The sequence below is a fragment of the Pseudoalteromonas sp. APC 3250 genome (assembly GCF_030407915.1).
GTDB classification, from domain to species: Bacteria; Pseudomonadota; Gammaproteobacteria; order Enterobacterales; family Alteromonadaceae; genus Pseudoalteromonas; species Pseudoalteromonas tetraodonis.
The window spans coordinates 50,847-74,917 of the sequence record NZ_JASDCM010000010.1; the positions used below are offsets into that span (position 1 = coordinate 50,847).

22 protein-coding genes are annotated in these 24,071 nt (G+C 40.7%); 8 read left to right on the plus strand and 14 right to left on the minus strand.

The window, feature by feature from the left end:
• Window positions 1-174: 174 nt before the first annotated feature.
• Window positions 175-1,119: a D-2-hydroxyacid dehydrogenase gene (locus QL986_RS11750; protein ID WP_290191566.1), complete on the minus strand. Its 945-nt coding sequence runs from the start codon at window positions 1,117-1,119 to the stop codon at window positions 175-177.
• 440 nt (window positions 1,120-1,559) lie between these two features.
• On the opposite strand from QL986_RS11750, the gene QL986_RS11755 reads away from it, so the two are divergent.
• Both QL986_RS11755 and QL986_RS11760 read left to right on the plus strand, forming a co-directional pair.
• Window positions 1,560-2,693 (plus strand): 1-acyl-sn-glycerol-3-phosphate acyltransferase, encoded by a 1,134-nt coding sequence (locus tag QL986_RS11755; protein ID WP_013465867.1) that lies wholly within the window; start codon window positions 1,560-1,562, stop codon window positions 2,691-2,693.
• Between the two features lie 103 nt (window positions 2,694-2,796).
• The gene (locus QL986_RS11760) at window positions 2,797-3,042 is read left to right on the plus strand and encodes a DUF1289 domain-containing protein (protein ID WP_013465866.1); all 246 of its coding nucleotides are present in this window, start codon (window positions 2,797-2,799) and stop codon (window positions 3,040-3,042) included.
• Here the strand turns inward: QL986_RS11760 and QL986_RS11765 are convergent.
• On the minus strand, window positions 3,039-3,737 hold the full coding sequence (locus tag QL986_RS11765) for a transporter substrate-binding domain-containing protein (RefSeq protein WP_254843657.1): 699 nt from the start codon (window positions 3,735-3,737) through the stop codon (window positions 3,039-3,041). The genes QL986_RS11760 and QL986_RS11765 overlap by 4 nt on opposite strands.
• Before the next feature lie 381 nt (window positions 3,738-4,118).
• Between QL986_RS11765 and QL986_RS11770 the strand changes: the two genes are divergently transcribed.
• From QL986_RS11770 to QL986_RS11780, 3 genes are read left to right on the plus strand one after another with little or no spacing between them, the layout of a single operon-like run.
• Complete coding sequence (locus tag QL986_RS11770) at window positions 4,119-4,322, plus strand: DUF3283 family protein (protein ID WP_013465864.1); 204 nt, start codon at window positions 4,119-4,121, stop codon at window positions 4,320-4,322.
• A gap of 12 nt (window positions 4,323-4,334) precedes the next feature.
• Window positions 4,335-4,736 (plus strand): GNAT family N-acetyltransferase, encoded by a 402-nt coding sequence (locus QL986_RS11775; protein ID WP_076922118.1) that lies wholly within the window; start codon window positions 4,335-4,337, stop codon window positions 4,734-4,736.
• Between the two features lie 25 nt (window positions 4,737-4,761).
• Window positions 4,762-9,267, plus strand: coding sequence for an EAL domain-containing protein (locus QL986_RS11780; protein ID WP_290191567.1), 4,506 nt, complete (start codon window positions 4,762-4,764; stop codon window positions 9,265-9,267).
• Window positions 9,268-9,291: 24 nt separating this feature from the next.
• Here the strand turns inward: QL986_RS11780 and QL986_RS11785 are convergent, their stop codons facing one another.
• Together QL986_RS11785 and QL986_RS11790 are read right to left on the minus strand one after the other, a co-directional pair.
• Window positions 9,292-10,236 carry an ion transporter gene (locus QL986_RS11785; protein ID WP_024600830.1) on the minus strand — a complete coding sequence of 315 codons (945 nt, stop codon included), beginning with the start codon at window positions 10,234-10,236 and terminating at the stop codon, window positions 9,292-9,294.
• Window positions 10,237-10,244: 8 nt separating this feature from the next.
• Window positions 10,245-12,911 (minus strand): bifunctional acetate--CoA ligase family protein/GNAT family N-acetyltransferase, encoded by a 2,667-nt coding sequence (locus tag QL986_RS11790; protein ID WP_024600829.1) that lies wholly within the window; start codon window positions 12,909-12,911, stop codon window positions 10,245-10,247.
• Between the two features lie 114 nt (window positions 12,912-13,025).
• On the opposite strand from QL986_RS11790, the gene QL986_RS11795 reads away from it, so the two are divergent.
• Window positions 13,026-13,742, plus strand: coding sequence for an SIMPL domain-containing protein (locus QL986_RS11795; RefSeq protein WP_273001735.1), 717 nt, complete (start codon window positions 13,026-13,028; stop codon window positions 13,740-13,742).
• Here QL986_RS11795 and QL986_RS11800 read toward each other — a convergent pair.
• The 8 genes from QL986_RS11800 to QL986_RS11835 all read right to left on the minus strand — a co-directional run bounded on the left by QL986_RS11800 (window position 13,734) and on the right by QL986_RS11835 (window position 20,717).
• Window positions 13,734-14,393, minus strand: a complete 660-nt coding sequence (locus tag QL986_RS11800) for a hypothetical protein (RefSeq protein WP_128583157.1) — start codon at window positions 14,391-14,393, stop codon at window positions 13,734-13,736. The genes QL986_RS11795 and QL986_RS11800 overlap by 9 nt on opposite strands.
• 104 nt (window positions 14,394-14,497) lie before the next feature.
• Window positions 14,498-16,330, minus strand: coding sequence for a DUF885 domain-containing protein (locus tag QL986_RS11805; protein WP_033102538.1), 1,833 nt, complete (start codon window positions 16,328-16,330; stop codon window positions 14,498-14,500).
• A 37-nt stretch (window positions 16,331-16,367) separates the two neighbouring features.
• Complete coding sequence (gene hemW, locus QL986_RS11810; protein WP_128583158.1) at window positions 16,368-17,504, minus strand: radical SAM family heme chaperone HemW; 1,137 nt, start codon at window positions 17,502-17,504, stop codon at window positions 16,368-16,370.
• The gene (locus QL986_RS11815; protein ID WP_069439858.1) at window positions 17,501-18,100 is read right to left on the minus strand and encodes an XTP/dITP diphosphatase; all 600 of its coding nucleotides are present in this window, start codon (window positions 18,098-18,100) and stop codon (window positions 17,501-17,503) included. The genes hemW and QL986_RS11815 overlap by 4 nt, the downstream gene beginning before the upstream one ends.
• A 2-nt stretch (window positions 18,101-18,102) precedes the next feature.
• Entirely contained in the window at window positions 18,103-18,546 is a 444-nt protein-coding gene (locus QL986_RS11820; protein WP_128583159.1) for a DUF4426 domain-containing protein, read from the minus strand.
• A 58-nt stretch (window positions 18,547-18,604) separates the two neighbouring features.
• Entirely contained in the window at window positions 18,605-19,138 is a 534-nt protein-coding gene (locus QL986_RS11825) for a YggT family protein (RefSeq protein WP_008113334.1), read from the minus strand.
• Between the two features lie 26 nt (window positions 19,139-19,164).
• Window positions 19,165-19,986, minus strand: coding sequence for a pyrroline-5-carboxylate reductase (gene proC, locus QL986_RS11830; protein ID WP_024600822.1), 822 nt, complete (start codon window positions 19,984-19,986; stop codon window positions 19,165-19,167).
• Between the two features lie 17 nt (window positions 19,987-20,003).
• Complete coding sequence (locus QL986_RS11835) at window positions 20,004-20,717, minus strand: YggS family pyridoxal phosphate-dependent enzyme (RefSeq protein ID WP_128583160.1); 714 nt, start codon at window positions 20,715-20,717, stop codon at window positions 20,004-20,006.
• 2 nt (window positions 20,718-20,719) lie between these two features.
• Between QL986_RS11835 and QL986_RS11840 the strand changes: the two genes are divergently transcribed.
• Window positions 20,720-21,760 (plus strand): type IV pilus twitching motility protein PilT, encoded by a 1,041-nt coding sequence (locus QL986_RS11840; RefSeq protein ID WP_013465851.1) that lies wholly within the window; start codon window positions 20,720-20,722, stop codon window positions 21,758-21,760.
• A 9-nt stretch (window positions 21,761-21,769) separates the two neighbouring features.
• Entirely contained in the window at window positions 21,770-22,906 is a 1,137-nt protein-coding gene (locus tag QL986_RS11845; RefSeq protein ID WP_013465850.1) for a PilT/PilU family type 4a pilus ATPase, read from the plus strand.
• Window positions 22,907-22,962: 56 nt separating this feature from the next.
• Here the strand turns inward: QL986_RS11845 and ruvX are convergent, their stop codons facing one another.
• Complete coding sequence (ruvX, locus tag QL986_RS11850; protein WP_033102541.1) at window positions 22,963-23,412, minus strand: Holliday junction resolvase RuvX; 450 nt, start codon at window positions 23,410-23,412, stop codon at window positions 22,963-22,965.
• 17 nt (window positions 23,413-23,429) lie between these two features.
• A complete protein-coding gene (locus QL986_RS11855) occupies window positions 23,430-23,987 on the minus strand; it encodes a YqgE/AlgH family protein (protein WP_273001728.1) in 558 nt (185 codons plus the stop codon).
• Between the last annotated feature and the right edge of the window lie 84 nt (window positions 23,988-24,071).

Here is a 24,071-nt window from a genome sequence, read left to right on the forward strand (position 1 = left end):
TTTTTATTATCCTAGATAATTAATTACAGACTTTAGAGCAAAGACTAGGCCAGTTTTTTAATCCTTAAAAATCAATGGGTTGTTTTTGTTGTGTTTGGTGGGGTGGTGGCTTTTTTAAGAAATAAAATTAAAAAGCCACTTTTTAGTTATTTTGACTAACTTAATTTAACGGCATTAAACCAAGCGATTACGCGACTCGTGTTGACTAAATGCAGCGATATTTAAACTCACTTCTTTAACCAAGCGCACAATAGATTCGGTACTGGCCCACGCTATATGTGGGGTTAGTAGTAAGTTATCTCCCGTGTAATTGGCCAGTGGATTGTTGTGCTCAGCAGGCTCTTTGGTTAGTACGTCAACACCTGCACCAGCAATCACATTGGTTTTTAAGGCTTGTGCTAAGTCGGCTTCGTTAATGATCCCCCCGCGCGCGGTATTAATAATTAGCGCAGTCGGTTTCATCATTTTTAATTCATTAAGCGTAATTAAGTCACGCGTTTCATCATTAAGTGGGCAATGTACGCTGATAATATCCGCTGTTTTTATTGCGGTTTCAAAAGGCGTGCGTCCTTGGCGACACTCAGCACCTTTGCGCTCTGCAACAATGACATGAGCACCAAAGGCTTCAGCCACTTTAGATACAGCATTGCCCAGAGTTCCCCCACCAATAATGGCTAATGTTTTACCCTGAATGTCATTAAAGCTGTAATCAAGGCGACAAAACATTTCACTTTTTTGCCATGCGCCTTGTTGGCAGTCCGCTTGGTAGCGATGAGTATTGCCTAATAAGTTAGTAATTAACGAAAAGGTATGCTGCACAACCGAGGGGGTTGAATAACCAGCAACATTGGTTACCGCAATACCTAAATCTTTCGCGGCATTTAAATCAACATTATTGGTGCCGGTGGCACTAACACAAATAAGTTTGAGTGATGTTAATTGTGCCATGGTGTCACGATTAATCACTACTTTATTGGTGATTAACACCTCTGCATTTTGGCTATGTGCTAGCACTTGCTCTGGGCTAGTTAGCTGATGCACGGTAAGCTTTCCCAGTGCTGAGATACAATCAAGTGAGGTGTTTGCCAGTGTAGCGTTATCAAGAATTGTTATGTTCACGGTGTGTCCTAATAGTGTATGTGTTAAGGGAATAATAACCCCTGTACGCAAAATGCTTGTGATAAAAAGAGTATCATCTATTTGAATGTTATTGGGTTTATCATGTTGCGTTTACATTAGCAGTTGTAGAGCCATATTTAAATGTGGTCTGCCCACTGACGGTTAACTTGCATGTTATTATGATCAACTGCCTTGCTAAGTTAACTTGAACAAAGTGCTGTTAGTAGGGTCTACCCATTTAAATTAATAATTAATAGCCATAGTTTATACGTATGCGTTGTTAGCAAGACAGCTTGGCTCGGCGTTAAACTATAACGCTATGAAAACTCAGTAAATCGAACTTTAGTATTGCTAGTTTCGTATTTTTGATTGAGTTATAATCAAAATCAGACACAGCGGGGCGTTTTAACGCGCCGTTTTTAACTTTGTAGATGCAGTAAATGATTGAATTAGAAGATAAGTACGCAGATATAAGACCTTACAATGACGATGAAGTTGCCGCCTCATTAACGCGATTAATTAATGATAATGCGTTTATTGATGTAATTGCAAAATACAATTTGCCACGCTTTATATCCGCAGTTGGGTTTTTAGCACGCGCTATAATAAAGCATCAGTTGCGCAAAAAGTGGGGCAAAGTTAAAACGGTTGAAGATGTACAAAATGAAGTGGCACATTACTTAAATAAATTAATAAAACGTACCACCTCAAAAGTCACTTTTTCTGGCTTAGAAGACTTAGACCCTAATCAAGCCTATCTTTTTGTTTCAAACCACAGAGATATTGTACTTGACCCTGCACTGGTTAATTGGGGCTTATTCCAGCATAAAATGAAAACAGTGAGAATTGCGATTGGCGATAACTTGCTGCAAATTCCTTACATTACTGAGCTTATGCGCTTAAATAAAAGTTTTATTGTGAAACGCTCAGCAAAAGCCCCAAAAGAGATGTTAAAAGCGCTGACTCAGTTATCGGCTTATATTTATGATTCACTCAGTAGCGGGCACTCAATTTGGATTGCACAAAAAGAAGGGCGCGCTAAAGATGGGGTTGATCAAACTGATCCTGCGCTTTTAAAAATGTTGCAACTTAATGGCCGTAAACAAAAGAAAGAATTTGGCGAATACATTAAAGAGCTCAAAGTGGTGCCGGTTGCAATCTCTTACCAATACGAACCATGTGCAATTGCCAAGGCAAAAGAGCTATATCATAAACAACATCATGGCAAGTATGTTAAATCGGCGGGTGAAGATATTGCCAGCATTGTTGAAGGGTTTAGTTCAGCCAAAGGGCATGTGCATTTATCGTTTGGTCAGCCCATTGAGTCAGGTTGTGACAGTGCCGATGAACTGGCAAAAACCATTGATAAGCAAATTATTGATTCGTTTTACTTACACCCAGGCAACTTTATTGCTGCTGGTTGCACTGAGGCGGTGATCAATAAAAATGACGCAGCACAGTTTGAAGAACGTTTGGCCAAGGTGCCAGAAGAGTTAAGGGCTTTGGTTTTAGCTATGTATGCCAAGCCATTTCATCGAAAAACACAAGTAGATGAACAAAGCTGTGAGCAGTAATTAACAGTTTAAGCTAACAACAAAGCAGCAATTTATTTGCTGCTTTTTTTTTGCACAAAAATAGCGCTATACTCAGGCTATGCTTTTAATACCGGAGGGTAAAATGCAACAAATTGAAATATTTGATATTCCTAGCCCTTGTAAAGGTATTTGCTTAGTTAATAATCGCGGTTATTGCAAAGGCTGCTATCGCAGTCGCGATGAACGTTTTTCTTGGAATTCGTTAACGAATTCCCAAAAGAAAAAAGTATTGAGTTTATGCCAGCAGCGCTATAAACGTTACTTACAGCAAAAAAATAAAGTGGCACAATCATCACCGCAAGCAGATCAACAAGGTTTTGATTTTTAAAACTGTAGGTTGTATTTTGACCTGAGTTTTGCAACTGCGCCGTTATTGTGTAACTTATCCAGTGTTGCTTCTAGCTGGGGAACAATATCCGCATGACTGTTATGTAAATAATGATAAAGCGGGTAGGTTGTAACTACTTGTTTTTCATAGCAGCCTAAAGAGGGGGGAATGGTTTTATTTGCCATCGCAAAATCAATAAGTAACGCTCCTTGTACTTTTTGCTGGATCAGTAAGTTAAGCTGCGTATTATTATTTTTAACTTCAATTACCTTACCTTGAAAATCAATACTGTCTAAATATCGCTGTTGCACAGGGTAACTGGCAATAATGGCAATGCTATCTATGGTTTTAGTGGAGCTGGGCTCACAGTGTTTATAAAGCTCAAGGTTAAATTTAAAGAGTGGATAGTTAACTCGAATTAAATTTTTATAGGCACTTTCAATACTGATATCGCGAGCAAGCTGCCCATCCAACATGCCATTATCCGCTGCAAATAATGCATTTTGACGATTAAAATCGACAATATTTAGTTTAAAGCCCATATCTGCATAGGCCAATTGTAATAGCTCAATGGTATAGTTTGCTTGTTGAGTGTTTTGCGGGCGATTAAATGTGTAGCTATAACTGTGCGCAAAAGACATATTACTAAAAACTAAGCACAGTAATACCAGCAATCCGTTAAAGCGTTTAAGCACGTCAGTATTTCCAATTAATTGCGGCAAGATAATAAGCGGCTATAGTAACAAATTGTCTGTCTTTTGCACAGTTTGCATTAGTAATCTTGCAACAGTTACCACCAACAATTATTGATTACGTTGAATTATTTACAGTCGCTTATTTTTATTAGTTATTGAGTTAGTTTTTTATAAGTTTAAACGTATAATCTACGTTTTATTGAGCGAGGGGTTGTTGACCTTTGCGGATGAAAATTTGTTCAAACTAGGGGCGCTCGGCGCGAGTTGTTTAATCTAGTGGGCTAGTAAAAGTCGAGCAAAGCCTCCGTGTGCTGCTCACGGCCCTTACCTGTATTCATGCAGGCAACAATAAGTTTATAGCCCCTAATAATTGGAGTGAATATGAGTTTTAATCTGTGTAACTTGCCGCGAGAGCAAAAGTATCAAATTCAGTTAGATTACGAGGCCTCATTTTGGGCTTATCAAATTAAGCGCGGTAAAAAAACGCGTGAGCAAGTGTACGACACTCTGCATAGTCGTCCTGTTGCAGAGCAAGGTGTTTTAAAACAAAAATTTGAGCAGTATTTGGCTATTATGCTTAGCTAGGGTTTGCCTACTATGCTTGTAATTAAACAATTAGAATCAATTAAAACGCCCTTAGTTAATAAGTTTTATACGTTACATCACGTCCGCGGCCGTGCTAACAAACAGGATCAAGTCTGGGTCGCTTACGATAATAATACGATTATTGCCGCCTGCCGGTTACAGAATAAGCCCACTTTTTTATTTTTATCAACGGTGTTCGTGGCTCCTTCTTATCGTTTAAAGGGGGTGGCAACCCAGTTATTAGTTGCCCTTTTAAATGCGCAAACAGAACCAGTTTACACCTTTGCTTATCAACGCCTTACTGATTTTTATCAAGCACTTGGTTTTAACCAAGTGTTAACATATACTCCTGCATTATTAACGCTATTTGATGCCTATAAGCACCGAAATATTACCGCATTGAAATATCAATAAAACATAAATTAGCAATAGGACAAGCATGGGTATGAGTATTAATGGGTTTATCACAGCCATATTTGTGCTGTTTATGCTCATAAGCGTTGAAGTAACAGCGCAAGTAAAACGATTATCCCCAAGCGAAGGCTTATCTCAAAGTTACGTTAATACCATGCTTATCGATAACAATGGGTATTTATGGCTCTCTACTGAGGGAGGCCTTAACCGATACGATGGCTATCAAGTTATTCCAATCAATGGCCCTAATGGTGAGTTAGAAGAGGCGATCATCGATCGCATATATCAAGACCAACAAGGGCATATCTGGATTGCCTCCTTATTAGCAGGCTTGTTCAGATACGATCCGAAAACGGATACCTACCAACAATACATAGAAAAACCTGTCACAGAAGAGCAAATACTACAGCAGTCCGTTTTTACTATGTTAGCCACCGATGATAAAACCTTATGGATTGGACAAGGCCGAGAGTTTGCAAAACTCGATATAGACAACGGCTCTATTACCTCATTATTTACACTTCCTGAGCAATTTGAAAATGCGTTTGTGCGTACTTTGTTTCATTATAACGGTTATATTTTTATCGGTAGCACAGACGGCGCGTATGTTTTTAACATCGCAACACAGCAGGTAAGGCCACTCGAGTACTTGAGCGAAACGGATGTACATATTTATCAAAAGAATGTGAAATCATTTGCGCTAGGTAATAACAATCAGTTGCTTGTAGGTGCGGTTAAGGGCTTATACGCTGTTGATATTAGTAATTTAGAGGCAATGTTTAACAACCGCGAACAATCATTTACAAGCCAAAAATTACTGGCCGATTTGAATGTTTGGGATATTGATAATCAGCAAGGAGTGCTCGATTTAGCAACAGATAAAGGCCTGCTTTGTTTTAATTTAACTACTAAAAAAGTGGTAAAAAATAAACGTATCCAACAGAGTAAGTACACCCTCGCCGATAACAGTATTATTGATATGGTGAAAGATAAATCGGGCGGAATGTGGCTAGCCACTAAAACCGATGGTGCGTTTTATTTATCGGGCGACAATTACAAGTTTTATAATGTAGAGGGAAATGCACTGGTTGGGGATGGTTTATCACATCATTCGGTATGGTCAATTAAGGAGTTCCAAGAAAAGCTATGGTTAGGCACACACAATGGTTTAACTGCGGTTGATTTAAAAAGTAATCGCTCAAAGGTGTATTTAAAAGATTATAAAGTCGATTTACTGACCACAGAGTTTACTATTTTCAAAATTATGCCTTACAAAGATAAACTCTGGTTGCACTCAAACCGAGGATTATTCATTTTTGACCCGCAAACTCAGCAACTTACCCAACCAAAAACCAACAGTCCTACCAATCAGATTTTTTTAAATGATTGGATGCATGGCCTGACATTGCTACCAAACGGGGATTTGTATTTTGTACACCCAGATCATGGTATGTTTAAATATAATATTGATAGCCGACAATTAGTTCACTTAAAAGGCGAATTAGCACAATTTGACCCTTTTTTAGCGCATGGCTTTTTACCCCCATTACCGAACCAACCCGAGAAGCCATTATTTTTTAGTGGTGGCGTTTTATATCAATTTAACCCCAATGATTTAAGTTTAAACACCATTTATAAAGTGCCAAAACACCATGAAAATGTAGCCGTTAGTATTCTTTCCTACGTGGTAGATGGGCAAGACATACTTTGGCTATCGTTATCTAATTTTGGGCTGATTGGTATAGATGCAACGACCTATGAGTTAGTGCACACAATTGATTTAGATAAAAATAAACTCGGTACCTTGTTGTACGATATGGTTCTTGATGAAGAGGGAATGATTTGGATGAGTAGCCATAAAGGAATATGGCGACTAAATCCTGAAACAATTCATTTTCAGCAATTTACAACATCAGATGGGGTGCTCTCTGCTGAGTTTAATAATGGCGCTATGGCTAAGTTAGCGGATGGTCGAATTGCCTTCGGTAGCCTCAAGGGTTTTACCTACTTTGACCCTAAAGACAATAAAAATAGCCAAGGTTTATTAGATCAGGTCAATATCACGCGCATCAACTTAATGTCTCGGGACTTGTCTATAAATTTACAGCAGCCATTAAAAAATATCACTTTAAATCATGATGATATCGGGCTTGAGATTGCATTTTCAGCGATGTCATTTAGCTTCCAAGAGCGCATTATTTATGAATATCAGCTCGATAAAGGTAAAAAAAGTTATACCCGAAATAATCGAGTGGTGTTTCCTAAATTAAACCCCGGCAGTTACCAGTTAAAAGTCTGGGCAAAAGATCCACTGACCGGCGACTATACTGCGCCAGCAACGTTAAATATTAAAGTGAAATATCCGCTATGGCGTGCTCCATACTTTTTAGCGCTTTATGCCATTTTATTGATCACCATAGTGACTGCATGGGTAATGAGGCGCAACAAAATACAGCGTATCTTATTGGCAGCACACAAAGAAAGCCAAGACAGTGAGGCGCGTTTAAAGCTTGCACTAGAGGGAAGTGAGTCCGGGGTATGGGATTGGCAGGCGAGCCAGTTAAATATTTATCAGCCTAGATTAGTCAACGAATTAGGCTACGAGGATGACTCTGTGAGTTTAGATGACTACCTAGAAAAAATTCACCCTCAAGAGCGTGCTATTTTTAGGTTGGAGTGGTTAGAATTTTTATCAACAGATAAAGGGTATTTTAATTGTACCTACCGATTACGCCACGCCAAAGGTCATTGGCGCTGGTACAAAGATTTTGGCAAGGTGGTTGAATGGGACAAAAAAACGCCGCAAAAAGTAGCCGGTACGTATACCAATATGACACGCGAAAGGGTGTTTGAAGAGCATGCACGGTTATTTACCGCCGCGTTTGAACAAACCCGAGATTGGGTGTTTATCTTAGATAAAAACTTTAATATACGTGCCTCAAATAAATCACTGCAAAGCGCTTTTGGCTTATCAGCAGAGCCTCGTTCAACCCGTGCGCTTAATTTGGGAATGTCCCGCAGTAGCTATTTTGATTATTTAAGAATTATGCAAAAGCTTGAAGTGGGCGAACATTTTACATGTGAAGACACTGTCGTTCTGGCAAACAAAGAGCAACGCCATGTACTGGTTAAAATAAGCGCCGTAGCTGATGAAAGCCAAAGGCTGAGTAGTTACGTGATTATTTTAACGGATATTCATGCACAAAAGTCAGCTGAGAGCGAACTGCATATACTGGCTAATTACGATTCACTTACAGGGCTGCCAAATAGAACCTTGTTTAACGACAGAGCTATACATGCCATCGATCAGGCACGCCGCCATCAGTGTAAAGTGGCTTTGTTACACGTTAATATAAAACGGTTTAAGTATTTTAATGATTCATTTGGCACAGAAAACGCCGATGAGATAATAAAGCTGGTGGCAAACCGCTTGAAAACAGCATTACGTCCTTGTGATAGCGTCGCGCGTTTAGGCGGTGATGAATTTGTAATTCTAGTTGAAGATATTCAGCAAATAGAAGAAGTATTACTTATATGCACCAAACTAATGGATTGCGTGAGTAAAGACATCGTTATGAACCAGCAAAGCGTCAATGTGCACCTAAGTATTGGTGTGGCTATTTTCCCTGATGATGCCGCGCATTATAAAGCACTATTGAAAGCATCAAATGTGGCGCTTTATTATGCTAAAGATGGCTTGGAAGGGTGTTATAAGTTTTACAAACAAGAAATGAATCAACGTGTTGAAAGAGCGATGCATTTAGAATCACAGTTGATCAAAGCTTATCATGAACATGAATTTTGTAATTATTATCAACCCATTATTAATGCGTCTACGCAAAAAACAGTGGGCTTTGAGGTGTTACTACGCTGGCCTGATAATCAGTTAGCGAGTACGCAAGAGTTTGCAAACGTAGCTGAAAATATAGGTTTAATCACTAAAATAATGCTACAAACATTTAAGCGTGCTTTGGTGCAGTTAGCTCGTTGGCGTAAAGTGTGTCCTGATCTATACCTATCAATTAACCTCTCAGCACTGGATTTTGAATTTATCGGACTCGTCCCTGAAATATCCCAAGCACTAAACAATGCAGCACTGCCGCCCGAGGCTATTGTATTTGAAATAACAGAGTCTATTTTAATGCGCGACTCAGAACATGCGCTTAAAAATATGGACTTATTAAAACAACTAGGCTGTAAGTTGTACATGGATGATTTTGGAACCGGGTATGCCTCGTTAACTTATTTGAAGCGCTTTCCGATTGATGTATTAAAAATAGATCGCAGCTTTGTGCAAGATATTGGTATTGATTCTGATAACGAAGCGATTATTCAATCTACACTAACTTTAGCAAGCAGTTTAGGTAAAGAGTGCATTGCTGAAGGGGTTGAAAGCGCACATCAGTTGGCTTTTTTAAAAGCGCAAGGTTGTAGCTACTTTCAAGGTTACTTGTTTAGTAAAGCGGTGCCTAAAGAGCAGGTGCTTGAGCTTATTGAGCACGATTGGCACCCTGTATTCTCACAAGCTTAAAGCGCCGCTTAATACATTATTTTATTAAGGACGCTTACCACAGTGACGGCAAAATAAGTGTGAGCTGCGTTTATTTAGCTCTGCTTTTATCGCTTTATTGGCCTCTAGCTTACTTAGCCCTAGCTTGTAGCGTAACTCCTCAAGGTGATGCATCTGCTCATCAGTGAGCTTACCATCGGTTATTTTCTCGTGGGTGGCATCTTCAAATAGCTGGCGACGTTTGCGTATTTGCTCTGAGAAACTCGACGCTAATAAACCGGTTGGTATGGCAACCATCCCCATACTCACCAAAGTGATTACGCCACCAAATAGTTTACCAATAGGCGTTATAGGCACAACATCGCCATAACCAACCGTAGTTAGGGTTGCCATTGCCCACCACATGGCTGCAGGAATAGAGCCGAACTTGTCTGGTTGAATGTCGTGCTCTAATAAATAAATACCGCAAGAGGCTAAAATAAGTACCACAGACATAATAAAAAATGCCGCCAGTAATGAACTCGACTCATCAATAAACGCCTGCAATAACAATTGCATTGCTCGAGAGTAACGGGTGAGCTTAAATACCCGCAACAACCGCAGTACCCGTAAAAAACGTAAATCGATAGCAAAGAAAAACATTAATAAACTAGGCAAAATGGCAATTAAATCGATAATTGCCAGAGGTGATAAAATATATCGAATCCGTTTTTGTGTGTTTGAGCAATTCATGGAGGCGTACTTTACGCGATCGACACAAGTCCAAGCACGTATTAGGTATTCAGCACTAAATATAGCCACTGATACCAGCTCCAAGATTAAAAACTCGCTATAGTACTCGGTTGCGATGCTGTGCACCGACTCAAGCACAATCGCCACCACATTAATCATAATTATGCTGATCAGTATGACATCTAAAATGTGTCCCGCTCGCTGATACTTACCTGACGCTTCAAATACTTGGTTTATGGTTTGTCTTAGTTTACGCATAGTACCTATTACAATGTGAGCAGCATATTGATACTGCCTTCTTCAAAATCACGACTTATTTTAAACCCGAGTTTACGAGCCAACTCAATCATGCCGGTATTTTCTGGCAGGGTGATACCTTCAACCGTTTTCACGCCTTGGCGTCTGCAGTGAGAAATAGCCGCGTTCATTAAAATACGCCCTAACCCAAGTCCTTGGCAATCAGAACGTACCACAATGGCAAACTCTGCTTGTAAGTTGTCGGGATCCATAATCACTCGCGAAACCCCTAATGTGTGTTGTTGCTCGTCTTGTGTTTGGGTAACAATAAACGCCATTTCGCGGTCGTAATCAATTTGCGTCATTTTAGCGAGTTGATCATGGTTAAATTGTGGCAATTCACCAAAAAAGCGCTTGTACCTATCTTCTTTGCTTAAGGAGCGGTCAAACTCTTGATGTGCCTGCTCATCTTCTGGTTTGATTGGTCTGAGCGTTGCTAAGGTCTTATTTTTTAGGGTCACGGTTTCAACCAACTCAATAGGATAAGGGCGGATTGATAAACGTTTTCGGTGCGCCTGAACCTGATACTGATTTAAGTTCATGGTGGCATCAAGGACTAAAAACTGCCCATTACTGGCTAAAATAGGATTTAGCTCTAATGAGGTGATATCGGGTTGATCGACAACGAGTTGAGAAATTCGGGTCAGTAGCGCACATAAACGATATTTATCTACTTTTTCTGGCAGAATGCGATCTTTAAGAACTCCCTTATCATGGGCGGCGGCAATTAAATATTTAGCTAGGTTCATATTCAGTGGTGGCAAGGCCACCGCCGCTTGAGCGTACTCAAGCCCTGTGCCAGCTTCACCTAATAAAATAACTGGCCCAAAATTAGGCTCTGTTTTAATGGCTATGCGCAGCTCATTGGCGCCTGCTCTCGGTGCCATTTTTTGTAATGAAAAGCCATCAATAATAGCATCAGGGTAGGTGTTTTTTATTCTTAACAGCATGGCAAATGCCGTTTGCTCGACCTCTTGTGCATCATTGAGGTTGAGTACTACGCCACCGACTTCAGACTTAGAGGGAATACTGGGGCTCATCAATTTTAATGCGACCGGAAAACCTAGCTCTATTGCTTGCTCTTTTGCCTCGGTAGGGGTGTAGGCTACTTCAGTTTGGATACAGTCTATACCGTAGCTACTTAAAATTTGACTCGCTTGATGGGTTGATAAGTAATGTTGCTCATCATTTAAAAACTCTTTAATAGCTGCTTTCGCTGCTACTTTATTAATAGTCGCATCATCGGTGTTTGATTCTGGCGTTTGGGTTAAATGTTTTTGGTTACGACGATAGCTTACTAAATGCATAAAGGCACCTACTGCGCCTTCTGGGGTACGATAGGTCGGAATGGCGTTATTTGCGCAGATGCGTCTGGCTGCGAAGGCGGCATCTTCTCCCATGAAATTAGTGATCACATACGGGCGTGCCATTTTTGGTAATTTGTTCAGTGCCTCAACAATAACCTGAGCGTAATTTTCACTCGGGGCCAATGCCGATGGAGTATGAATGATCAGTAAGTTTTTAACTTCTTTAGCATTAAGCAGTATTTCTAATGCGTGTTTGTAACGCACTGGCGCAGAATCGCCAAATATATCGACAGGGTTTGATGTTGTGTCTGAATGTGGGATCACTTTATTGAGTGCTTCGCGCGTTTCATCACTAAGCTGAGCAAGTTTACCTGAGCTTTGAATAAGTTCATCAACGGCCATCACTCCAGGGCCGCCGCCATTAGTTAATATAGTTAGCTGCTCTACTTGCAGTAATTTGGGGTGCATTGCCAAGGTTTGAGTGGCGGCAAAGAGTTCGCGTAAATCATTTACTCTCAACATCCCTGCACGTTGAAACATGGCATCATATACTGCATCTGAGCTTTGTTTTCCGCCGGTGTGTATTTCAGCGGCAAGAGCGCCTGCACTGGTTCTGCCTGTTTTAATAGCGATCACGGGCTTAGAAAATGCCGCCGCACGCGCGGCAGAAATAAAGCTGCGAATATCATTAATGTTATCTATGTAAAGTAGGATAGCTTTGGTTTTAGCGTCGCGGCCTAAAAAGTCGAGTATTTCGTCAAACTCAATATCTAAACAATCTCCCATAGATACAAAGTATGAAAAGCCAATTTCTTTATTTTTAGCCCAATCAAGAATCGTTGAACAAACAGCCGCTGATTGCGACACAAAAGCCAGTTTACCTGGCGTGGCAACAGTGTGCGAAAAACTCGCGTTTAAACCTATATGCGGAATTAGTAACCCTAAGCAATTTGAGCCAAGCAGCGTCACTTTATGCTTTGCAGCGTTATCTTTAAGTTCTTGTTTTTGGGTACCTGTTAGGCCATCAGCAATAATAATAGCGCTTTGGCACCCCAGCGTACCTAGCTGCTCAATAATTTTCATTAAGGTGTTTTTATTGGTACAGATAACGGCTAAATCAGGTACTTTGGGGAGGGCTTCAATACTTGAGTAAGCCAATACGCCATGCACTGCAGTATGATTGGGTGTAACAGGCATGATGGGCCCTTTAAACCCGCCTTGTAATAAATTACGCATTACCACATTACCAGCCCGAGTAGGGGTGTTTGATGCCCCAATAACAGCGACTGAGCTTGGATTAAAAAACTGGCTAATACGTTTTAGACTCATTGCGTTTCCTTGGCTGATTAAGTTTTGCTATCTATACCTTCTCAATGTAACCTGTTTATAGTGTTTTTTCGAGCGTGAACGTGCTTATTATTGATATCGGTCAAGGAGACTAAGGTGAATAAAATATCGAATGTAACCGTTGTTATGGCAGCAGCGTGTTTAAGCATTGGCCTAATTGCATTGGGTTTTATTATAAAAGGGGCTGCGCTTGATATTAAAGGGATGGAGCGCACGGTGCAGGTAAAAGGATTAGCTGAACGTGAAGTTGTGGCTGATACCGTTATTTGGCCTTTGCAGTTTAACGATGCCGACAACAATCTTGAAAAGCTTGTTGAGCGAGTTGAGCAAAAAAACGTTGCGGTGATTGCCTTTTTAAAGTTACACGGCTTTGATGATCAAGAAATATCGACAGGCACTCAATCTATTATAGATAAGCAAGCCCGTGAATACGCGAATGATAATCAAAAGTTTAGGTATGTTATTAGCTCAAATATTATTGTTTACTCCAATGCTCCTGATAAAGTTAAAAACGCACTGAGCAAAGTGAGTCAGCTAGCTAAACAAAATATAGCTATTGTGCAAGACAACTATCAAACCCGTATTGAGTATATTTTTACTGGGCTTAACGATATAAAACCAGCCATGGTGCAAGAAGCCACAGAAAAAGCCCGAGAAGTGGCAGATAAGTTTGCTAAAGATTCAAATTCACGCTTAGGTAAAATTAAAACCGCTCGCCAAGGGCAGTTTAGCATTAGCGATCGGGATTCAAACACGCCGCAAATTAAAAACGTACGTGTTGTTACCAGCGTAGAATATTACTTATCAGATTAGAGCCGCCACTTGTTCAGTAGAGCGCTGTAAATAAGCGGCGCTCAGTAGCAAGGTTATCTCGCTTGGGGGATTATTTTTTAATGCCTCAAGTATTTGTAATTTTGCTGCAGGATTTTGTTTTTGCTCTATTTCCATTAATGCGAGCAAGGCCGAAAATTCATGTTTTACCGGAATGTTTGGCTTATGTGCATAGGCGATGTAACTGGCAACCGGAGTGAGCCCTTGCTTATTTGTATGTGCTAATGCATGTAGTAACTCTTCGTTAGATTCAAATAACATTAACGAGCGAACATAGTTAAAAGGCAGTTGTGTGGGCATTGCTTGCTTAAATACATTATGCAGGGCGTTATTGCCAGAGTCGTCTGTACTAATAAATCCCTTATTTAATTTAAGTGCAGGCGTAAAAAAGCTCAGCGCGTCTAAACTGGTTAGTTTTTCAATAAACGGCGCTGGTGGCGTATTAGTGGTTAAAATACGCACGGCGAGGTTTTGCATAAAATCGTATTTAATACTCATGCGTAGCGCACTTTCAAACAGGTAATTAAGCTGTATTACTTGCTGTGCCTCAGTGAGCTTTTTAAAATCGTTATCTAGCTCATCAAACTGCTGTTGTTTAATACGCGCATTGAGTAGCTGTATGCTTAGATCCATTCTGTTCTCCTTGAGTTCCAACTTTATCCTAGCTTAATTTTTTGCTTTATAAAACAAAAGGCCGCAATTGCGACCTTTTATACCTTTAAGTAAATACTTAAAAATTAAGCTTGTTTGCTGGCAATCCACTCATTAACGAAGTTTTCTAGTACGTTTAATGGTACAGGGCCATTTTTAAGCACTACATCGTGGAACTGGCGGATATCAAACTTATCGCCAAGTTGCATTTTAGCATCTTCACGTAGTTCTAAAATCTTCAGCATACCTACTTTGTAAGCCGTTGCTTGAGATGGCATTACAATGTGACGCTCAACCATTTTCACACCGTCAGAAGTGGCGTTAGGGGTGTTGTTAACGTAGTAATCAATACCTTCTTGACGCGTCCACTTCATTGCGTGAATACCGGTATCAACCACTAAACGACATGCACGCCATAATTCCATGGCTAAGCGACCAAAATCTGAATACGGGTCTTCGTAAAGGCCCATTTCTTTTGGTAGTAATTCTGAGTATAACCCCCAGCCTTCAATGTAGGCTGTGTAACCACCAAATTTACGGAACTTAGGTACACCTTCAAGTTCTTGTGAAATGGCAATTTGCATATGGTGACCCGGAATCCCCTCATGATAAGCCAAGGCTTCCATTTGGTAAGTAGGCATTGCTTCCATGTCGTATAGGTTGGCGTAGTAAATACCTGGGCGAGAACCATCTGGCGCAGGTTGTTGATAAAACGCTTTACCTGCCGCTTTTTCACGGAATGCTTCAACACGTTTTACAATCATGTCGGCTTTTGGTTTTACAATAAACAGCTCATCTAAGCGTGTTTTCATGTTATCAATTAAGCCTTTAGCTTCACTTAGGTACTGTGCTTTACCAGCTTCAGTGTTAGCTAAATAAAATTGCTTGTCGGTTTTCATAAACTGCATAAAGGCGTTTAAGTCGCCCTCAAAACCGACTTTATCTTTAATGGCACGCATTTCATCATGAATACGTGATACTTCAGCAAGGCCAATGGCATGAATCTCTTTTGCTGTAAGGTCTGTCGTGGTGGTGCGTTTCAGTGCGTTATTGTAAAACGCTTCGCCATCAGGGAATTTCCAAGCACCGTCACGGTCATCAGCACGTTTTTCTAACTGTGCAATGTAGTTAATTAACTTAGAGTAAGCAGGTTTAACCGCTGTTTTTAATGCTTCAGTCGCTTTACTAATAAGTGCATCTTTTTCAGCTTGGTCTATTTCTAAGGCATTAACTTTGCGTTTAAAGTCAGCTAAAAGCGTAGAATCTTCACCTTGTTCAAACGGCGCACCTTTAATGATGTTTTTGCTTGAATCAATGACGTGTGGAAATACAAATTTAGGCGCGATGATGTTTTTATCGGCGCGAATTTCTAAGCCAGTAATAAGCTGATCAAATACACCCGGTACCCCATTTAAACGAGCAATGTAATCGTTAGCTTCTTTTACGTTGCTAATTTGATGCTGGTTGATTAAAAAAGCTGGCACCATAGAGTGCGTACCAAACATTTGGTTTACAGGGTAGTTATGGTAACGCCATTTGAAATCAGCAATGCTGGCTTCTAAATCTTGTTTTTTTAAATCATAACTTACTTGGGTTGCTGTATCTAATTGCGCACGATTAATGCTGTTGAGTGTGACCAAATCGGCTTTAGCTTGTGCCAAGTCTTTAAGGGCTTTTTCTTCGCTGTTGTCATCCCATTTATCGTAATCTTTTTTGATGCCCATGTAGGTTTGATAAACCGGGCTGCTCATTACATCACGATTAAAAGTGTCTTCAAAAAAAGCATTCGCTTTGTCAATTTCACTTTGAACAGGTTGAGCTTGAACCGCAGGTGCAGGCGTTGATTGTTGTGTTGCTTGTTGGCAACCTGCAAGCAGTGCCACACTAATGGTGGCAGCAATTAGAGTAAGTTTACGCATTCGTTTCCCTTTTGTTGTTAGAAACCTATTATTGTCACTAAACAAATAACGCAAGTAGATCATTTAAAAAACGTTGCCCTTGGAGTGTAACGTGCCAGTGGCTGTCTGTTTTTGTTAGTAAACCGGCATTAATGGCTTTATCTAGTGCATGCTGTTGGCTTTGCAGTGGTTGCTGCGTCAGCGCATTAAAATCATTTATAGGGCATGGCTCTATTAAACGAAAGCGATTCATAAAAAATTCAAACGCTAAGTCGTCTTGCTCTACTTGCCAGCTTTTGTACAAGTAGGGTTTAATAATATCCATATAGCCCCGAGGGTGTTTTACCTTTTCAGTGCGTGTTATCACCCCCGTTTTCGCATCAGTAACCTTACCATGAGCGCCGCAGCCAATGCCAAGATAATCGCCAAACCGCCAATAATTCAAGTTATGTTGGCATTGATAGCCAGGTTTTGCATACCCTGATATTTCATATTGCTGATAGCCAGCTTGTGCTAATAATGCTTGGCCTTGCTCTTGAATATCCCATAAGGTTTCATCTTTTGGCAAAGTCGGCGGTTTTGAAGCAAATTGCGTATTGGGCTCAATGGTGAGCTGATACCAAGAAATATGCGGTGGATTGAGCGCAATAATTTGTTTTAAATCACTCAGTGCATCATCAAGAGACTGCCCTGGTAAGCCATGCATTAAGTCAAGGTTAAAGCTATTTAACCCTGCTTCACTGGCTTGCTGTGCAGCATAACTGGCTTCATCGGCACCATGAATTCGACCTAGGGCTTTTAACTTATCGTCCTGCATGCTTTGCACGCCGATAGAGATACGGTTAATGCCTGCTTTTACATAATCTTTGAAACGGCCAGTTTCTACTGTGCCGGGATTTGCTTCAAGGGTTATTTCACAGTTATCGCTTAAGCCAATTAGGCTATCTACTTCCTTGAGTAAACGGGTGTATGCCGCGCCGGTTAATAGGCTTGGTGTGCCGCCACCTATAAAAATACTGTGAATCTTACGCCCTTGTACTAAGTGTAAATCAGCTTTTAAATCGTCGATTAAATGCTGCACATACTCAGCTTCAGGGATGTCACCTTTTTGTCCGTGGCTGTTAAAGTCGCAGTAAGGGCATTTTTGCACGCACCATGGCACATGCACATATAAACTCAGTGGAGGAAGGTTCACAGGCCGCCTTTGTGTTGTAGCTCTTGCAGTAACATTTTAAGTGCTTGCCCACGATGACTCAGTGCATTTTTTTGCGCTTTTGTCAGCTCTGCACTGGTACAATTTTCTGATGGCACAAAAAAGATAGGATCGTAGCCAAAGCCACCTTCACCGTGTTGGCTAAGGGTAATTTCGCCCTCCCAGCTAGCACTGCAAATAAGTGGGGTAGGGTCGTCCGCGTGACGCATCAGTACTAACACACACCAAAAACGAGCGCGTCGGTTAGGGTTATCGCCTAAATCAGCCAGTAATTTATCGATATTATCTTGATCACTTGCGCCTTTACCTGCAAAGCGAGCAGAGTAAACACCGGGTGCGCCATTTAAGCTATCAACTTCTAATCCCGAATCATCAGCAATAGCCGGTAATCCAGTTATTTTAGCTGCATGACGCGCCTTAATTATCGCGTTTTCTACAAACGTGGTGCCTGTTTCGGCCACGTCACTGACATTAAAGTCGCTTTGTGGTACTACATTAATATTAAGCGAGCTGAGCATGTTAGCCAGCTCATTTACTTTGCCGGGATTGCCGGTTGCAAGTACTAAGGTGTTGGTCATATTTAATCTACGTAAAATTTTTGCTGAAACTTTAATGTTTGGAACTGGTTACCTTGTTGGATTTCAATTTCAAAACGTAAAATTTCTTCGTTGGTGTAATCTACTTGTGCTAGGTAATAAACAGAATCGCCTTCAACGACTTCTTTAAAGTTGAGGCTTTGTTTATTGCCTAATAAATTTCTAGCGGTGCCTTGTAATGTCGCTTTTTGCGCTGTTTTATCAGTATCATTTTTTAAGATGGAAATATTAACAATACCTTTGTAGCCACTGCGTTCCAAGTCATATGTTTTGGCTATTTGTGGCTGAATAAACGTTGATGGAAAGGCTATATAATGAACTTGCCAAGGGCCTAGTTCTTTATATTGAGCGCCTTGTTCTTGTGCGCTGTGCGCATTAAATGCTAAAACGAGACAAGCAATAAAACAAAACTTTATTAAACGTTGCATAGTTAACTCCTGAGTATGTAAAAAAGAGGCACTAGGCCTCTTTTATATTACGTTATGCTTAAGCTAAAAGGTCCATTAGCAGCATTTGTAAAAACTGAATGCCGATGATTAGTACCAGTACCGATAAATCTAATCCCCCTAATGGCGGTAAAATTTTACGGATGGGCTTTAACATTGGCTCAGTAAGCTGATGGAATACCGCTTCAATTGGGTTATAGCCTTGGCTTACCCAGCTTAAAATAGCGCGGATGATTAACACCCAAAAGACTAAATTTAAACCTTCTTTTAAAACAGTTATTAGCGCCTGTATAAGCACAGGCTGAATAGCCCAAGAGCTATAAATAAGCCACATTAGGGTACTTATTTTTGCCGCAGCCACTATAAATGCCAGCAACAAAGAGGCTAAATCAAGCCCGCCTAGCCCTGGAATGATTTTTCGCAGCGGGTTAACTGCAAACGAAGTGGCTTTGACCACAAATTGGCTCATTGGGTTGTAAAAGTCGGCTTTTGCCCACTGTAGCCAAAAACGCAGTAGTACCACCATTAAAAATAGATCAAACAAGGTGCTAATTAAAAATTGCATGGCATTCATAGTATAACCTTCAATAAAAAATGGTTTTAAAGTTCTTGTTCCATTTGCACTGCACGCGCAATACACGCATCCATTGCATCGCCTACGGTTTTAGTTAAACCTTGTGCTTTTAAATGCTCAACGGCTGCATGCGTGGTACCGCCTTTTGATGTCACATTTGAACGTAATTGTGAAATGCTAATATCAGTTTGGCTAAGTGCCATTTCAGCTGCGCCAAGGGCGGTCTGCTGCACTAAGCGGCGTGCGTCTTCATCACTAAACCCAAGCGCTTTGGCTTTTTCTTCAATGGCTTCCATAAATAAGAAAAAGTAAGCCGGTGAAGAGCCGGTAACAGCAATCACGTCGTTTATTTGCGACTCTTTTTCAACCCATACAACAATGCCTGTACATTCAAATACTTGCTGTACAAACTCATGCTCGCTTTGGGTTTCGCCTGCACCATATAAGCCAGATACACCACGACCAAGTAATGATGGCGTATTTGGCATACAACGTACCATTTTTACATCTTGACCAAGCATTTCACGTAAGCGCTTAACGGTTAAGCCTGCCGCGACTGAGATAAATAATTTATCGCTAAAGTCGACACCTGAATCTTGAAATGATTGGCATAAATCGCCCATCATTTGTGGTTTAACAGACAAAACAATGACATCGGCATCGCGCATAGCTTCGTTATTGTCACTGGTGGTTTGCACCTTAAAGTCGGCAGCTACCTTAGCTAGTTTTTCTTGGTTGCGGTTAGTCGCAATAATATTATTTGCGTTAAAGCCGTTTTTTACCATGCCACCAATGATGGCGTAGCTCATATTACCTGTGCCTATAAATGCGATTTTTTTATCTGACATATGTCTGTTATCACCTTTTAAGTTCGTGTTCCAAAAATATCTGTGCCGATCCTCACCATGGTTGAACCTGCCGCTATGGCAGCCTCTACATCGTTACTCATCCCCATCGACAACGTATCTATATGAGGATATTGGGTCTGTAGTTTATCAAAGCAAGTTTGTAATTGCTCAAAATATTGAATTTGCGTGTTTGCATCGTCACTTTTAGCGGGAATAGCCATCAGTCCGCGCAACTGTAAATGGGCACATTGATCTATATATTGCGCCAGCTCATTGATTTCATTGAGGTGACAACCAGACTTTGCTTCTTCTTCGCTAATATTCACTTGAATAAGTACATTCAGTGGCGGCATTGTCTCAGGGCGTTGACTGTTTAATCGCTTGGCTATTTTAAGTCTGTCTACACTTTGCACCCAAGCAAAATTGGCAGCGACTAAAGCACTTTTATTTGACTGAATAGGGCCAATGAAATGCCAAACAATATCGCTAAATGTGTCTAGTTGCGCTATTTTATCTACAGCCTCTTGAACATAAGATTCACCAAATTGACGTTGCCCTTGCTCATAAGCTGCCATAATATCAGTAGCGGGTTTGGTTTTAGATACTGCAAGTAACGTAATATCGTTACTATTACGTTGTGCTTTGTGCGCTGCCTCTGCAATTCTAGCGTAGGCGGATGTGAGTCGTTCTGCTATTGTAACCATATATTTATCAGTTAGTTGTGGAGTCATAAATGGATATCACCGAATTATTGGCATTTAGTGTGCAACATAAAGCATCAGATTTGCACTTATCATCAGGGGTATCACCTATGATACGTGTTGATGGCGATGTGCGACGTATTAATATACCAGCACTTGGAGATAAAGAAGTCAGCAGTCTGGTTTATGACATTATGAACGATAACCAGCGTAAGGACTATGAACAAAATCTCGAAGTGGATTTTTCTTTTGAAGTCCCTAATTTAGCACGTTTTCGTGTAAATGCCTTTAACTCTAATCGTGGCCCTGCTGCTGTGTTTCGTACTATCCCGAGTGACGTACTCACTCTTGAAGATTTAGGCGCACCTGAAATATTTAAACAAATTTCAGATAACCCACGAGGCCTAGTGTTAGTCACGGGCCCTACAGGTTCAGGTAAGTCGACCACGCTTGCGGCGATGGTCGATTACATTAACCAAACTAAGCATCATCATGTGCTGACTATTGAAGATCCTATCGAATTTGTTCACGATAATAAACTCAGCTTAATTAATCAGCGGGAAGTTCATCGTGATACACATAGCTTTTCTAACGCACTACGCAGCGCACTCCGTGAAGACCCTGATGTTATTTTAGTGGGTGAGTTACGAGATTTAGAAACTATTCGCCTTGCTATGACCGCTGCGGAAACCGGTCACTTGGTGTTTGGTACTTTGCATACGACCTCTGCACCTAAAACCATTGACCGTATTATTGATGTATTCCCTGGCGAAGAAAAAGATATGATCCGCTCTATGCTCTCTGAGTCATTACGTGCAGTTATTTCGCAAACACTGATAAAAAAAGTAGGGGGAGGGCGAGTGGCTGCACACGAAATTATGTTGGCAACGCCTGCTATTCGTAACTTAATCCGTGAAGATAAAATTGCACAAATGTACTCATCAATTCAAACCGGTGCGTCGCAAGGCATGCAAACCATGGATCAATGTTTAACAAGCTTAGTTAACCGTGGCATTATCACTCACTCAGCGGCGTATACAAAAGCGCAAGATAAGACGCAGTTTAGCGCTTAAGGAATTATTATGACTTTATCTTTAAATCACTTTTTACAAATAATGATCGACAAAAAAGGCTCTGATTTATTTGTATCGAGCCAACTTCCTATTAGCGCTAAAATTAACGGCGAGCTAACTCCTCTTAATGACGATAAATTAACAGATGAGCAAGCGCTAGAGTTAGTTGAATCAGCGATGAGTGAAAAACAAAAAGCAGAGTTTCATAACACTAAAGAATGTAACTTTGCGATTGCAACTAGCGAAGGGCGCTTTCGTATTTCGGCTTTTTGGCAACGCGACAGAGCGGGCATGGTTATTCGCCGAATCGTCACTAAGATTCCCGACGTTAAAGAGCTTGGATTACCTTCTGCATTAACCGATGTGATTATGTCAAAGCGCGGACTTGTGTTATTTGTAGGTGGTACGGGAACCGGTAAATCAACGTCTTTGGCGGCACTTATTGGTTATAGAAATCGCAATCAACGTGGGCATATTTTAACCATAGAAGATCCGATTGAATTTGTGCATGAACATCAAAAAAGTATTATTACTCAACGTGAAGTGGGTTTAGATACTGAAAGCTTTGAATCGGCACTTAAAAGCTCTTTGCGCCAAGCGCCTGATGTTATTTTAATTGGTGAAATTCGTTCGCAAGAAACCATGGAATATGCGTTGAGCTTTGCAGAAACGGGTCATTTATGTGTTGCCACCCTGCATGCTAACAATGCTAACCAAGCTATTGACCGCATTATGCACTTAGTACCAAAAGAAAAGCACGATAAGCTTAAATATGACTTAGCATTAAATTTACGCGCTATCATTGCTCAGCAACTTATTCCTACCTCTGATGGGGAAGGGCGTGTTGCTGCCATTGAGGTATTACTTAATACGCCAATGGTCAGTGAGCTAATTAAAAACGGTAATATTGGTGGCATTAAAGAAACCATGGCTAAATCAACAGAGATGGGCATGCAAACCTTTGACCAAGCGCTGTTTGAGCTTTACAGACAGCAACGTATTAATTATGCCGATGCGCTGCATCATGCGGATTCGCCAAATGACTTACGCTTGATGATTAAACTACGTAATAACGAGCAACAAGGCGCAGGCTTCTTACAAGGTGTGACCATTGATGGCCTTGATGACAAAGGCAATATGACTTAGTCTTAACCCACATAAAAAAAGCGCCTTAGGCGCTTTTTTTATGTGGGTTAAGTTCTTTATTCACCATAACTGGCTTCAAAAAAACTCTCTAGAATGATCACTGCAGACATATTATCTACGTTACCTTTACCTAAATTTTTATAGCCACCACGTTCAAATAACCGTGCCTTTGCATCTGCAGTCGTTAAGCGCTCATCTTGAGTATGAACTGCAATGCCGTAATGGTTGTGTAAACGATTAGCAAATTTTTTAGCTTTAAAGGTAACCTCTTGCGAGGTGCCATCCATGTTTAGCGGTAAGCCGACAACCATTAAATCGGGTTGCCATTCTTTTACTTGCACAGCAATGTCATCCCAATTAGGGATGCCATCTTGGGCTTTCACCGCCTTTAAGCTGGTCGCACTGCCAGTGAGCTCTTGACCAATAGCAATACCAATACTCTTGGTACCAAAGTCAAATCCCATAACGGTGCGCTCACCTTGTGGCTTTACTATTTTTTTAGTCATGTTTATCTTTTATGTTATTAGGCATGTCCAGCTTCGGGGCTTAATTGGCCAATATCAAAACCAAGCATAGAGACTGCCATTTCCCAGCGTTTTTCTACTGGAGTATCAAAAATTATTTTAGGATCGGCTTTAATGATCAGCCAGCTATTATCAAGTAGCTCTTGCTCTAATTGGCCTTGTTCCCAACCGGAGTAGCCTAAAGTAATAATAAATTGCTCGGGTGCTTGGGCAGTGGTTAACGTGGCTAACACATCTTTTGAGGTGGTGATCATAATATCACTGCTCAACTTTTGGCTTGCCGAGTACCCAGGTTTAGGAGAATGTAGTACAAAACCACGGTCTGTTTTTACCGGCCCGCCAGCAAACACACTCACTTGCGCGGCATGTTGAGATTTATCGTTATCAATATCAATTTTGTCGAGTAACTCACCTACGGTGACATCAATCGGCTGATTGATCACCAATCCCATAGCGCCTTCTTCGTTGTGTTCACAAATATAAGTGACGGCACGTTTAAAAAAAGGGTCTTGCATTGATGGCATTGCGATTAAAAAGTGATTTTCTAATGACTGCATAAGTTTTACCCTTTTAGTTATTGAATCTTGAGTATGGCATAGTCCCATGTTTTAACACTAAAAATTTATTCGAGTTTTCAGCGA

What these genes read in the sequence shown, in the direction of transcription:
- QL986_RS11755 (WP_013465867.1), top strand. Translation starts at nt 1,560, where the DNA reads ATGATTGAATTAGAAGATAAGTACGCAGATATAAGACCTTACAATGAC.
- QL986_RS11760 (WP_013465866.1), top strand. Translation starts at nt 2,797, where the DNA reads ATGCAACAAATTGAAATATTTGATATTCCTAGCCCTTGTAAAGGTATT.
- QL986_RS11770 (WP_013465864.1), top strand. Translation starts at nt 4,119, where the DNA reads ATGAGTTTTAATCTGTGTAACTTGCCGCGAGAGCAAAAGTATCAAATT.
- QL986_RS11775 (WP_076922118.1), top strand. Translation starts at nt 4,335, where the DNA reads ATGCTTGTAATTAAACAATTAGAATCAATTAAAACGCCCTTAGTTAAT.
- QL986_RS11780 (WP_290191567.1), top strand. Translation starts at nt 4,762, where the DNA reads ATGGGTATGAGTATTAATGGGTTTATCACAGCCATATTTGTGCTGTTT.
- QL986_RS11785 (WP_024600830.1), bottom strand. Translation starts at nt 10,236, where the DNA reads ATGCGTAAACTAAGACAAACCATAAACCAAGTATTTGAAGCGTCAGGT.
- QL986_RS11790 (WP_024600829.1), bottom strand. Translation starts at nt 12,911, where the DNA reads ATGAGTCTAAAACGTATTAGCCAGTTTTTTAATCCAAGCTCAGTCGCT.
- QL986_RS11800 (WP_128583157.1), bottom strand. Translation starts at nt 14,393, where the DNA reads ATGGATCTAAGCATACAGCTACTCAATGCGCGTATTAAACAACAGCAG.
- QL986_RS11805 (WP_033102538.1), bottom strand. Translation starts at nt 16,330, where the DNA reads ATGCGTAAACTTACTCTAATTGCTGCCACCATTAGTGTGGCACTGCTT.
- QL986_RS11815 (WP_069439858.1), bottom strand. Translation starts at nt 18,100, where the DNA reads ATGACCAACACCTTAGTACTTGCAACCGGCAATCCCGGCAAAGTAAAT.
- QL986_RS11820 (WP_128583159.1), bottom strand. Translation starts at nt 18,546, where the DNA reads ATGCAACGTTTAATAAAGTTTTGTTTTATTGCTTGTCTCGTTTTAGCA.
- QL986_RS11825 (WP_008113334.1), bottom strand. Translation starts at nt 19,138, where the DNA reads ATGAATGCCATGCAATTTTTAATTAGCACCTTGTTTGATCTATTTTTA.
- proC (WP_024600822.1), bottom strand. Translation starts at nt 19,986, where the DNA reads ATGTCAGATAAAAAAATCGCATTTATAGGCACAGGTAATATGAGCTAC.
- QL986_RS11835 (WP_128583160.1), bottom strand. Translation starts at nt 20,717, where the DNA reads ATGACTCCACAACTAACTGATAAATATATGGTTACAATAGCAGAACGA.
- QL986_RS11840 (WP_013465851.1), top strand. Translation starts at nt 20,720, where the DNA reads ATGGATATCACCGAATTATTGGCATTTAGTGTGCAACATAAAGCATCA.
- QL986_RS11845 (WP_013465850.1), top strand. Translation starts at nt 21,770, where the DNA reads ATGACTTTATCTTTAAATCACTTTTTACAAATAATGATCGACAAAAAA.
- ruvX (WP_033102541.1), bottom strand. Translation starts at nt 23,412, where the DNA reads ATGACTAAAAAAATAGTAAAGCCACAAGGTGAGCGCACCGTTATGGGA.
- QL986_RS11855 (WP_273001728.1), bottom strand. Translation starts at nt 23,987, where the DNA reads ATGCAGTCATTAGAAAATCACTTTTTAATCGCAATGCCATCAATGCAA.